Source organism: Pigmentiphaga daeguensis, from assembly GCF_039523035.1.
Classification (GTDB): Bacteria; Pseudomonadota; Gammaproteobacteria; order Burkholderiales; family Burkholderiaceae_B; genus Pigmentiphaga; species Pigmentiphaga daeguensis.
Genome location: NZ_BAAAEN010000013.1, coordinates 128871 through 140201 on the forward strand (window position 1 = coordinate 128871; position 11331 = coordinate 140201).

General features: G+C 69.7%; 12 protein-coding genes. 7 read left to right on the forward strand and 5 right to left on the reverse strand.

What is annotated here, in order from left to right:
* The first annotated feature begins 31 nt into the window (after positions 1-31).
* Positions 32-1324, forward strand: coding sequence for a MocR-like B6 salvage transcription factor PtsJ (gene ptsJ, locus ABD104_RS17180; protein WP_087837473.1), 1293 nt, complete (start codon positions 32-34; stop codon positions 1322-1324).
* On the opposite strand, the gene ABD104_RS17185 is transcribed toward ptsJ, so the two are convergent.
* Positions 1321-1887 carry a TlpA disulfide reductase family protein gene (locus ABD104_RS17185; protein ID WP_087837474.1) on the reverse strand — a complete coding sequence of 189 codons (567 nt, stop codon included), beginning with the start codon at positions 1885-1887 and terminating at the stop codon, positions 1321-1323. The genes ptsJ and ABD104_RS17185 overlap by 4 nt on opposite strands.
* A 67-nt stretch (positions 1888-1954) precedes the next feature.
* Here ABD104_RS17185 and ABD104_RS17190 point away from each other — a divergent pair, with 67 nt between their 5' ends.
* Genes ABD104_RS17190 through ABD104_RS17200 form a run of 3 tightly spaced genes read left to right on the forward strand, consistent with a single transcriptional unit; the run spans position 1955 to position 4321 of the window.
* The gene (locus tag ABD104_RS17190) at positions 1955-2779 is read left to right on the forward strand and encodes a YggS family pyridoxal phosphate-dependent enzyme (protein WP_279816236.1); all 825 of its coding nucleotides are present in this window, start codon (positions 1955-1957) and stop codon (positions 2777-2779) included.
* The gene (gene pdxK, locus ABD104_RS17195; RefSeq protein ID WP_087837476.1) at positions 2776-3603 is read left to right on the forward strand and encodes a pyridoxine/pyridoxal/pyridoxamine kinase; all 828 of its coding nucleotides are present in this window, start codon (positions 2776-2778) and stop codon (positions 3601-3603) included. The genes ABD104_RS17190 and pdxK overlap by 4 nt, the downstream gene beginning before the upstream one ends.
* Before the next feature lie 22 nt (positions 3604-3625).
* Entirely contained in the window at positions 3626-4321 is a 696-nt protein-coding gene (locus tag ABD104_RS17200; protein WP_087837477.1) for a glutamine amidotransferase, read from the forward strand.
* 15 nt (positions 4322-4336) lie between these two features.
* Here ABD104_RS17200 and ABD104_RS17205 read toward each other — a convergent pair whose 3' ends face one another.
* Positions 4337-5815, reverse strand: a complete 1479-nt coding sequence (locus ABD104_RS17205; protein WP_343927918.1) for a phytoene desaturase family protein — start codon at positions 5813-5815, stop codon at positions 4337-4339.
* 66 nt (positions 5816-5881) lie between these two features.
* Here ABD104_RS17205 and ABD104_RS17210 point away from each other — a divergent pair, with 66 nt between their 5' ends.
* Positions 5882-6475, forward strand: coding sequence for a TetR/AcrR family transcriptional regulator (locus tag ABD104_RS17210; RefSeq protein WP_343927919.1), 594 nt, complete (start codon positions 5882-5884; stop codon positions 6473-6475).
* Here ABD104_RS17210 and ABD104_RS17215 read toward each other — a convergent pair.
* Together ABD104_RS17215 and ABD104_RS17220 are read right to left on the reverse strand one after the other, a co-directional pair.
* Positions 6454-7683 (reverse strand): multidrug effflux MFS transporter, encoded by a 1230-nt coding sequence (locus ABD104_RS17215; protein WP_343927920.1) that lies wholly within the window; start codon positions 7681-7683, stop codon positions 6454-6456. The genes ABD104_RS17210 and ABD104_RS17215 overlap by 22 nt on opposite strands.
* Positions 7684-7696: 13 nt before the next feature.
* Entirely contained in the window at positions 7697-8164 is a 468-nt protein-coding gene (locus ABD104_RS17220; RefSeq protein ID WP_279816249.1) for a MarR family winged helix-turn-helix transcriptional regulator, read from the reverse strand.
* A gap of 116 nt (positions 8165-8280) precedes the next feature.
* Between ABD104_RS17220 and ABD104_RS17225 the strand changes: the two genes are divergently transcribed.
* A complete protein-coding gene (locus tag ABD104_RS17225) occupies positions 8281-8781 on the forward strand; it encodes a GNAT family N-acetyltransferase (RefSeq protein WP_087837481.1) in 501 nt (166 codons plus the stop codon).
* On the opposite strand, the gene ABD104_RS17230 is transcribed toward ABD104_RS17225, so the two are convergent.
* The gene (locus ABD104_RS17230) at positions 8778-9269 is read right to left on the reverse strand and encodes a thermonuclease family protein (protein ID WP_165963052.1); all 492 of its coding nucleotides are present in this window, start codon (positions 9267-9269) and stop codon (positions 8778-8780) included. The genes ABD104_RS17225 and ABD104_RS17230 overlap by 4 nt on opposite strands.
* Before the next feature lie 223 nt (positions 9270-9492).
* Here ABD104_RS17230 and atzF point away from each other — a divergent pair, with 223 nt between their 5' ends.
* Positions 9493-11328: an allophanate hydrolase gene (gene atzF, locus ABD104_RS17235; RefSeq protein ID WP_087837483.1), complete on the forward strand. Its 1836-nt coding sequence runs from the start codon at positions 9493-9495 to the stop codon at positions 11326-11328.
* The last annotated feature ends 3 nt before the right edge of the window (positions 11329-11331 follow it).

The following is an 11331-nucleotide window of genomic DNA, read 5'->3' on the forward strand; positions in this document are numbered from 1 at the left end:
AACTAGCACACCGACATTGTCCTAGGACGACATGAGAATACGAGGAAAGAGCGCGGCCGAGATCTTCGACAGCGTTCGCGCGCAAGTCCAGTCCCAGCAACTCCTGCCCGGCCAGGGCCTGCCGCCCGTGCGCGAGCTGGCGGCGCAGCTGGACGTCAACCGCAATACCGTGGCCGCCGCGTACAAGCGCCTCGTGGCGGCGGGCATCGCCACCGCCCAGGGCCGGCGCGGCACCACCATACGCGGCCAGGGGCCCGGAGAACAGGAAGGCGCGCTGCCCGATTCGCCGCTGGTGGACCTGGCCAGCGGCAACCCCGACCCGGCCTGGCTGCCGGACCTGGCCGCGGCGCTGCACGCCAGGCCCTACCGGCCCCGGCTCTACGGCGAACCGCTGATCAACGCGGGACTCGAGGCCCATGCCCGCGCCTGGTTCGCCCAGGACTGCCCGGCTCCCTTCGAGGTCGACCTGGCCCATGGCGCGGTCGACGCCATCGAACGCCTGCTGGGCGCCCTGCTCGTTCCGGGCGACAAGGTCGCGGTGGAAAACCCCTGCTTCCTGAGCAGCATCAACCTGCTGCGCGTGGCCGGCCTGCAGGCGGTGGGCGTACCGGTCGACGCCGAGGGCATGCAGGCGCCGGCGCTGGAAGCCGCGCTGGCCAAGGGAGTCCGGGCCGTCATCCTGACGCCCCGTGCGCACAACCCCACCGGCTGCAACCTGAGCGCCAGGCGGGCGCGCGCGCTATCGCGCGTCCTGGCGAAACATCCGCACGTCGCCGTGATCCTGGACGACCACTTCGCCCTGCTGGCGACCGCCGCCTATCACTCCGCGCTGCCCGCGGGCACGCGGCGCTGGGCCCTGGTGCGTTCGCTCACCAAGGCACTGGGGCCCGATATCCGGATGGCACTGGTGGCCAGCGATGAAGCGACTTCCCGGCAATTGCGCCTGCGCCTGGCATCGGGCACGAACTGGGTCAGCCACCTGCTGCAGGACATGGCGGAAACCACGCTGGGCAGCCCCGACGCCATCCGGCTGATGTCCCGCGCCCGCAAGGACTATGCCGTGCGCAGGAAGCGCCTGGAGGATGCCCTGGGGAAACGGGGCATCGCCTGCCTGGAAGGCGGGGACGGACTCAATCTGTGGGTGCCGCTGGCCACCGACGACCAGGCGGTCGCCCAGGCCCTGGCGCGGCGGGGCTGGCTGGTCCGCCACGGGCAGCCCTTCGGCGTGCACGAAGCCGTGCCCGGGCTGCGCATCACCGTGTCGGGCATCGAGCCGGCGCAATGCCGGCGGATCGCCTCGGACCTGCGGCACTGCCTGGGCTAGGACGCCGGCGCCACGCAGGCATCCGGGCCGCATCCCGCGCCGGCCCGTCCGCTTGCGGGCGTGCCGGCGCCACCGCCTTCCTCGCCTTCCTCCAGCAGACGGCCGATGGCCGAGCCCAGGGCCAGGTCGTCGATGCTGCCCAGGTGATGCAGGCGGATGTGACCGCGGCGGTCCAGCAGCACCACGCTGGGCGTGCCGCCCAGGGCGTAGTCCCGCATCGTCATCGGAATGTTCCCATCCGGCGCGGGACGGTCGATCCCGATGGGGAAGCTCCAGCGATATTCCTGCGTGAAGGCCCGCAGCGCGGCCGGCCCCGTCACGTCGTGGTGCTCGAACACCGTATGCAGTCCGATCACTGCCACGTCGTCCTCGCGGAACATGCGATGCACGCGCTCGGCCTGCGGCAGGCCATGCGCCAGGCAGGCCGGGCACAACATCTGGAAGGCGTACAGCAGCACCACCTTCCCACGCAGGCCGGCCAGGTCGATGGGCGCGGAGACGTTCAGCCACTCGTCCACCTGCAACGGCGGCGCTTCCACGGTATGGGGCTTGGGTCGGGACATGTCGGACTCCTGTAGTCGTGCCTGAACATGATACTCTTTTGGCATAGGACAAACCGATGAGCCGGACATGAACGCGGACAGCGAAGCCCCCCGGGCCGATACCCCCACCCAGCACGACCAGCACGGCCGCTGGCCCCAGGCCGCCTCGGTCGAGGATTTCCGCCGCAACCTGGCGGCGGTGCGCGAACGCATCGCCGCGGCATGCCGGCGCGCCGGCCGCGACCCGGCCGGCGTGCGGCTGCTGCCGGTCAGCAAGACCGTCGACGAAGCGCGCATCCGCCTGGCCTACCAGGCCGGCTGCCGCTTCCTGGGCGAGAACAAGCTGCAGGAGGCGGCCCGCAAATGGGAAGCGATGTCCGATCTGGCCGACCTGAAGTGGTCCATCATCGGCCACCTGCAGACCAACAAGGCCAAGCTGGTGGCGCGCTTCGCCGCCGAGTTCCAGGCGCTGGACAGCCCGCGGGTGGCCGAGGCACTGGACCGCCGGCTGCAAGCCGAGGGCCGCGCGCTGGACGTATTCGTGCAGGTCAACACCTCGGGCGAGGCCAGCAAGTACGGCCTGCATCCGGATGACGTCCAGGACTTCCTGCGCCAGATGCGCGCCTACTCCGCCCTGCGCGTGCGCGGGCTGATGACGCTCGCCCTGTTCTCCGCCGAAGCCGAGCGGGTCCGGCGGTGCTTCGTGCTGCTGCGCACGCTGCGCGACCGCCTGCGGCAGGACGCGCCGGCCGGCATCGGCCTGGACGAACTGTCCATGGGCATGTCGGGCGACTACGAGATCGCCATCGAGGAAGGCGCAACCGTGGTGCGCGTGGGCCAGGCCATCTTCGGCGCCCGTAGCACGCCGGACGCCTACTACTGGCCCACCGCCGACCCGCAGCCTGCATCATGAACGATCCCGGCCCCCTCCCGCTGGACGTGGTCTCCATCATGTCCCAGGTCGTCTACGGCCACGTCGGCAACTCGATCGCGGTGCCCAGGCTGTGCCGCGCCGGCCTGCACGTCGCCGCCGTGCCCACCGTCGTGCTCAGCAATACTCCCCACTACCCCACGATGCACGGCGGCGCCCTGCCGCTGGACTGGTTCCAGGGCTACCTGGACGACCTGACGGCCCGCGACGCGCTGCGCCGGTTGCGGGCCGTGGTGGTGGGTTTCCTGGGCAACGCCGCGCAGGCCCAGGCGCTCGGCCGCTGGCTGGAAAGGATACGGCCGGACCACCCGGACCTCATGTTGATCGTCGATCCCGTCATCGGCGACCACGACCATGGCATCTACGTCGACCCGTCGCTGGTGGATGCCTACCGCGACCACCTCGTCGGCCAGGCCCGCGGCTTGACGCCCAACGGCTTCGAACTCGCGCAGCTGACGGGCATGCCCGTGGACGGCATCGACGACGCCATCCGCGCCGCCCGCCGGCTTCTGGCGGGCGATACCGAATGGGTGGTCGTCACCAGCGCGGCGCCCGCGACCTGGACGCCGGACGACATGAAGATCCTGGTCGTGACGCGCACCGACACGGCAACCATCGTCCATCCCCGGCTGGCCCTGACCCCCAAGGGCACCGGGGATCTCTTCACCGCGTCGCTGGCCGCGCACCTGCTGGAAGGCGCGGCTATCGAAGCCGCGGCGCGGCAGGCCGCCGATGACGTCCTGGCCGCGCTGCGGGAAACGCAACGCGCCGGCTGCGCCGAACTGCTGCTGCCGCCCCACCCCTGAACGCCGGACCGGAACCCCGACAATGAACCGCCAAGCCCTGATCGTCCGCCACGTCGCCTTCGAAGACCTGGGCACGCTGGCCCCGCTGCTGGCCGGGCGCGGCTACCGCGTGCGCTACCTGGAAGCCGGCGTCGATGCGATCGCCCCCGGGCCGCTGGCCGCGGCCGACCTGGTCGTGATCCTGGGCGGCCCGATCGGCGTCTACGACACGGACCGCTATCCCTTCCTGGAAGCGGAACTGGCGGCCATTGCCGAACGGCTGAAGCAGGACCGGCCCACCCTGGGTATCTGCCTGGGCGCGCAACTGATGGCCAAGGCGCTGGGCGCGGACGTCAAGCCCACCGGGCGCGCCGAAATCGGCTATGCGCCGCTTACCCTTACGGACGAGGGGCAGGCCTCGGTTCTACGCGGCATCGGATCGGTGCCCGTGCTGCACTGGCACGGCGACCAGTTCGACATCCCGCCCGGCGCCGCCAGGCTGGCGCAAACGCCCGGCTTTCCCAACCAGGCCTTTGCCCTGGGGCCTCGCCTGCTGGGCCTGCAGTTCCACCTGGAAGCGCAGGCCACGCACATCGAACGCTGGCTGATCGGCCACGCCTGCGAGCTGGCGGCGCACCGGATCGACGTCGCCGCCGTCAGGCGGGACGCGGCGCGCCATGGCGCCGAGCTCGAACGCGTGGCCCGCCAGGTCTTCGGCGACTGGCTGGACGGCTGCTGACACCCGGCCACCTCTTCAGATCCGCGCCGGCCCGGCTCCGCCCGTGGCCGCCTCGGCCGCCTCGGCCGCCTGTATGCCCGACAGGATGGCGGACGGCACGCCGTAGCCTGGAAACGTGGTCTGTCCGGCCAGATACAGGCCGCGCAGCGGCGTGCGATGCGGGAAGAAGCGGTCGGGCGAGGCGCCGGGCGCCACGCCATACAGCGCCCCCTCGTACAAATGCCGCTGGCGGACGAAGTCCCGCGGGTCCAGCACGCGGACGGCATCGATCTCCAGCCCCGGAACCCGCTGCCGCATGGCCGCCAGATAGCGGTCCACGGCGGACCGCGTCATGTCGGGCGTCCACTCGTCGGCCGAGGCGATGCCGGAGACAGGCGCGTACAACTCCAGGATGGAGCGTCCCGGCGGCGCCAGATCCGGCAGGACCTGCGTGGGGCATGTGTAGGCCAGCCAGCGCGGCGCGTCCGGCGGCATCACATGCAGCCGGCCCTGCTCGCGCATGAGAGGCACGTGGTTGACGATGAACGCGCCCGGCCCCTCGGCGACCGCGCCGCCCAGCTGGATCGATATCGCGCGATGGGATAGCGGCGCACGCCGCGCGCGCCGCGCCAGCGTCCATGGCACCGCGTCGGCGGGCAGCAGGCGGTGGACCACGTCGAAGCCTGAACAGGCCGCGATCACGCAATCGGCCTGGATGCGTTCCCCGCCCGCCAGCGCGACACCGCGCGCCACGCCGCCGGCCACCGTTATGCGTTCCACCGGCCGGCCGCACAGGATGCGCACGCCGTGGCGCTGCGCCGCGCGGTACAGCGCCTGGCTGATGGCTCCCATCCCGCCCCGGGGAAGGTGGAAGCCCTCTTCCAGCAAGGCCACCAGCCCGATGATCTGCGTGGCGGGAAGCCGTTCCGGCCCCATGCCGGTGTACAGCAGGGTGGATGCGACGGCGGCCTGCAGCCCGGCATCCGGGAAATGCCCGGCGATGAGACGATCGGCCCGCCCCGACAGGGCAGGCAGGTAGCGCCACAGCCGCCCCAGCGTCCTTGCCAGGGCCGGCTCGAACGGCAGCACTTCCTGGACCAGCGTGCGATAGATCGGCGCCCAGCGGCGCCGCAGTGCGTCCAGTCCATCCCGCAACATGGCGGTCCGTGCCGCGTCTCCCTCGACCAGGGAATCCTCCACGCCCGCCAGCCGCACCACCGTGCCGTCGCCCAGGTGGGTCGCATGCGGCCGCGCGATGGCGGCCAGCTCGATCTCGCGCTCGACGTCCATGCCCAGCCGCGCGAACCCCGATCTCAGCAATGATGGAACCGCCACGTACACGGCGCCGTTGTTGAAGGTGAAGCCTTGTTCGCTGACGGTGGAGCAGCAGCCTCCGACCTCCTCGCCGGCTTCGGCCAGGACGACGTCGACGCCTTGCCGGGCCAGCGCCACGCTGGCCGCCAGGCCCGACAGCCCCGCGCCGACGACCATCGCCGACCGTATCGACCTTCCCATGACAGCTAGCCTCCATGACCGGAAAAATTAGACAATGTACAAAATTCTACACTGTATAATTCCTTCATGATCACGGCCGCCCTTCCCTCCAAGCGCCAGCGCACGCGCGAACATATCGCGACGGTGGCGGGCGACCTGTTCGAACGCCACGGCTACGAGGCCGTGACGATGGAACAGATCGCCGTCGAGGCGGGCGTCGTGCGGGGAACGCTATACAACCACTTCGCGGTCAAGGAAGCGGTGCTTGCCGAATGGATGCATGCGCGCCTGGCGCGCGACTTGGCGCCGCTGATGCAGGCCGTCATGAAGCGCAAGACCTTCGCCTCCCGCATCCCGGTGGTCCTGGACGCCTCGGCCCGATGGTGGGAGGAACATCGGCAGTACGCCGCGCCCTACATCCGCTTCCGCTTCCAGCAGGTAAGCGATGGATCGGGCGAGCAGGCGTCGTCCGACATGGTCACCGCGTACACCGCGCTGATCCACGCGGCGCAGCAGGCCGGGGAAGTCCGCGACAACGAACCTCCTGAACGCCTGGCCAACTACCTGCATTTCCTGTACCTGTCGGCGCTGATGAGCTGGCTGGGCGACCCGAAGGCTTCCCTGCGCAAGGCCTTCGCGCGCGCCTTCGACTTCTTTCTTCAGGGCGCGTCGCGCCCCTGAGGCTCGCCGCCGTCCCCGCCCCGCGCGCCGACCGCGATCCGGAAAGCCCCCAGGGCCACCACCGTCAGGAAGATCTGCACCACCGCGCAGGAGATGGCCGGATCCGAGCCGTAGCCCACGAGCTTGGTACCCAGCGCGCCGGCCGCCATCTGCCCGAACCCGTACAGGCCCGCCGCGGACCCCGTCAGCCCCGGTGCCGAGGACAGCGCGCGCGACAGCCCTGCCGGACTGGCCATGCCGCATCCCGTCGTCAGCAGGAAGGTGATGGCGATCAGCACGGGCACATTCAGCCAGCCCATGGCCTGCACGCCCAGGAACACCAAGGCCATGGCCAGGCTCAGCCCCGCCCCCATGTAGAGAAACAGCTCCGTGTTCAAGCGCCCCACCAGCCGCCGGGTCGTGGCTGACCCCACGCTGGCCCCGACGATGGTGATCGCCGCGAACCAGCCGATCTGGGAAATCGGCAACTGCAACTGCCCGTGCACGATGTAGGGTGCCGTCGCCAGATAGGGATAGAGCGCCGTGCTGGAACAGGCCCCGCCCACCATGAACCCCAGGAATCGCCGGTTGCCGACCAACTGGCCGTAGTCCCGCGCGATCTTGCCGAAGGCCAGCGGCGAGCGGTCCAGGTTGGTCTCGGGCAGCAGCCGCCACGCGCACAGCACCATCGCGGTCGCCATGCACACCAGGAACACATAGATGGCCCGCCAGCCAAAGCCGTCGGCCAGGTACGAGCCCAGGATGGGCGACAGCCCCGGCCCCACCAGCGTCAACAGGTTAAGCAGCGCCAGGTCCTTGGTGACCCGCTCGGGCGTGGAGATGTCGCGGACGATGGAGCGCCCCAGCGTGATGCCCGCCGCGCCGCCCAGCGCCTGCGCCAGGCGGGCGGCCAGCAGCCATTCGAGCGTGGGCGCGAACAGCGCGAACACGCTCGCCACCAGATAGATGCCCAAGCCCAGCAGCAGCGTGGGCCGGCGCCCGATGGTGTCCGACACCGGCCCGTAGATCAGTTGTCCGAACGCCAGCCCCACCACGTACAGCGTGATGGTCTGCTGCATGCCGGCCGGGCTCGCGCCCAGGTCGGCGCCCGCCAGCGGCAGCGCCGGCATGAAGATGTGCATGGCCATCGTGCCGCTGAGCGTCACCAGCACCAGGAGCCACAAGGGCGCCCGGATGGACGGGGCAGGGGACGGATGCGCGCGGGTCATGGAGGTCTTTCGTCTAAAGCGTATCGAACCGGCGCGCGATCTTTTCCAGGGCCTGGCGGGTGATGCGCAGTTCCTGCGCGGTCAGGTCGTCCAGCAGGCTGGCCTCGATCTCCAGGCTCTTGGCCACGATACGCTCGGCCAGCGCGCGCCCCTGCCGCGTCAGGCGGATGGACTTCGCGCGGCGATCCTCTTCCGCCGTTTCCCACTCGATCAGGCCCAGCTCGCGCAACTGCGACAGGATGCGGACCAGCGAGGACTTCTCCAGCGACAATGTCTCCGCCAGGTCCTTCTGGCGCACCACCGGCTCGCTGGATTCGTACAAGGCCAGCAGCGGCGCGCGCGTGGCGTCCGAGAGACCCATTTCCTTGAAATGCTGATCGACCGCCCTGCGCCACTTGCGGTAGACCGCGCCGACCAGCCGTCCGAAGCGGGCCCGGACGTGTTCGTCGAGCTGCGGCGGGGTCCTTGAATTAGGTTGCATGCGAACTATTTTCCCAGGAAATTAGTTCGCATGCAACCTAAGTACGCAAACACTCCGCTGCTTGATTGCCCTATATTCCCCAGCTCGGATGACAACCTCTCTGCCCCCCCCTGCCCATGTTGATACGCCCGGAACAACCGCACGACATCGCGGCCATCGACCGCGTGATCACCCGCGCCTTCGCCACCGCGCCGCATGCGAGCGGCACCGAGGCACGGATCGTCGACGCGCTGCGCGAGGCCGGCGCATTGACCCTTTCGCTCGTGGCGGAATCCCATGGCGAGGTCGTGGGCCACGTGGCCCTCTCTCCCGTGGCGCTTTCCGACGGCACACCCGGCTGGTACGGCCTCGGTCCGCTCGCCGTGGCGCCCGGACACCAGGGCAAGGGCCTGGGCGGGCAGCTGGTCGCGCATGCGCTCGATGCGTTGCGCCAGCGCCATGCGGCCGGATGCGTGGTGCTGGGCGAACCGGAATACTACGGCCGGTTCGGATTCCGGGCCGATCCGGACTTCGTGCTGCCGGGCGTGCCGCCGGAATATTTCCAGGCGGTCCGGCTCACGCCCGGGGCGGGTGGAGGAACGGTGGCGTATCACCAGGCCTTCGAGGTAGCGGCCTAGAGATCGCGGCCCCGCTTACGGTACTCCCACGGCGCGACAGGCGACGGCAAGGCCCACAGGCCACGCCGCCCCGCCCTCGCCTCGCCCTGCAGGTCAACCAGCGCCCGTTCCGCGGTGAACTTGGGATAGACCCAGGCATACCCATGGCGCAGCATCATTTCCTGCACGCTGCCATGGCCGCAATCGACATCGCCCAGCGTGCGGCCATAGCGATCCTTGCCATGGCGCGACAACCTGGCCTGCGCGCCCAACGGACAGAGTGCCCTCAGGAAATCGCGCGAGGCGATCCCGCCGGCCTGGCCAATCTCCGGCGCATCGATCCGCTCCAGGCGCACCGGAGTGCTTTTCTTTTGCGGGGGACATTGCAGGCGCATCGTGTCGCCATCGTGGATGGACGTGACGGTGCAAACCTGGGCGAACGTGGCGCATGGCAGGGCGAAAGCGGCTATGCCTGCCAGGCACCGGATCATCGAAATCGTGGTTTTCATGGCGGCATTATCCCAGCACCGGCGGCACGGCCCGTCGCACCATTGCTGGGCGCACGCCCCTGAGTCGAGCGCAATCGCGCGCCACTCCTGTGCGCGGCAAGGCATCGGCCGGCCGAGCATCCCCCCTCATCTCGCCGCCCGCACGGCTAAAGCCGCATGGCAGCGCGCCTGGCACGGCTCTTGAATATGTCCCTCCAAACTTGTACACAAGAGGGAATACCAGATGCGCGGATGGACGATTTCCGACTGGCTCGACGCATACCGGGACGGCGCACAACCGGCACGCCTGCTTGGCGAACTGCTGGAGTCCCTGGCGGGGCCGGATCCGGCCTGGATTTCGATCGCCAGCCCGGAGGTGCTCCAGGCCCAGTTGGCGGCGCTCGAAAGCCGGCTGCGGTCGGTCGACGGAAACATCGATAAGCTGCCGCTGTACGGCGTGCCGTTCGCGGCCAAGGACAACATCGATGCCGTCGGGTTCGCGACCACCGCGGGCTGCCCGGCGTTCGCCTACACGCCTGCGCAGAACGCGACGCTGATCGCGCGACTCGCCCAGGCCGGCGCGATATTGATCGGCAAGACCAATCTCGACCAGTTCGCCACGGGGCTCGTCGGCGTACGATCGCCCTACGGCATACCGGAAAACGCCTTCGACCCCGAATACATATCGGGCGGATCGAGTTCCGGCTCGGCCTCCGTGGTCGCACGGGGTATCGTTCCGTTCTCGCTAGGAACCGATACCGCGGGCTCCGGCCGGGTGCCTGCGGGGCTGAACAACATCGTCGGCCTCAAGCCCACGCGCGGCGCGTTCAGCAACACCGGCGTCGTGCCGGCTTGCCGGACGCTCGACTGCGTGTCGGTGTTCTCGACGACGGTGGAAGACGCGGTTCGCGTCCATGATGTCGCCGCATCGCTGGACCTGGCCGATGGACTCTCACGAGCCGCGCCGGCGGGGTCGGCGACATGGCGTCTCCCTGCGGCCCCGCGCTTCGCCATTCCGGCGGTTCCGGAGTTCTTCGGCGACGACCTGTCCGACCAGGCTTTCAAGGCCGCGGTCGCACATATCGAAGCGCGCGGCGCGACATGCGTACCCGTCGATTTCTCCGTCTTCGACGACGTGGCCGCCCTGCTCTACGACGGCCCCTGGGTGGCCGAGCGGTATGCGGCCATCCGCGCCTTCGCGGCAGGACACGAGACCGACATCCATCCCGTCGTCCGCGACGTCATTTTCAAGGCGCGCGATTTCTCGGCCGCCGATGCCTTCGACGGCATCTACCGCCTCGCGGACCTGAAGCGCCGTGCCGACACATTGCTGGCGCAGTTCGATGCGTTGCTGGTCCCCACCGCCCCGACGCACTACCGGATCGCCGAACTGCTGGCCGATCCGATACGCTTGAACAGCAACCTGGGCAAGTACACGAATTTCGTCAATCTGCTCGACTGGAGCGCGGTCGCGGTGCCGGCGAACCTGCGCGAGGACGGACTGCCGTTCGGCATCACCCTGATCGGCGACGCCTGGCGCGAGCGGGCACTTGCCGGCTTCGCCGCATCGTGGCACGAAGCGACCGGCCTGACGCGAGGCGCAACGGGGCTGCCGCTTGCCGCTGGCAGGATCCCCGCCGCCGGATCCGCGGACCTCGACACGACAGGCGAATCCATCCGCGTGGCGGTAGTCGGCGCCCATCTGCGCGGCATGCCGCTGAACCACGAACTGACGTCGCGGGCAGCCCGGTTCGTCGAATCGACCACGACCGCCGCCAACTATCGGCTCTATGCGCTGGCCAACACGACGCCGCCAAAGCCCGGTCTCGTGCGGGCGGACCACGGCGCGCCGATACGGGTGGAGCTATGGGACGTACCCGCGGCGGCATTCGGCTCGTTCGTCGCCGGCGTTCCCGCGCCGCTGGGCATCGGCACGCTGACCCTCGCCGACGGCCGGCAGGTCAAGGGTTTCATCTGCGAACCCTATGCGCTGGACGACGCCAGCGACATCACCGAATTCGGCGGCTGGGCGAGCTACCTCGACAGTCGGCGCCCCAGCAACGAGCCGTCACGTTCCTGAACC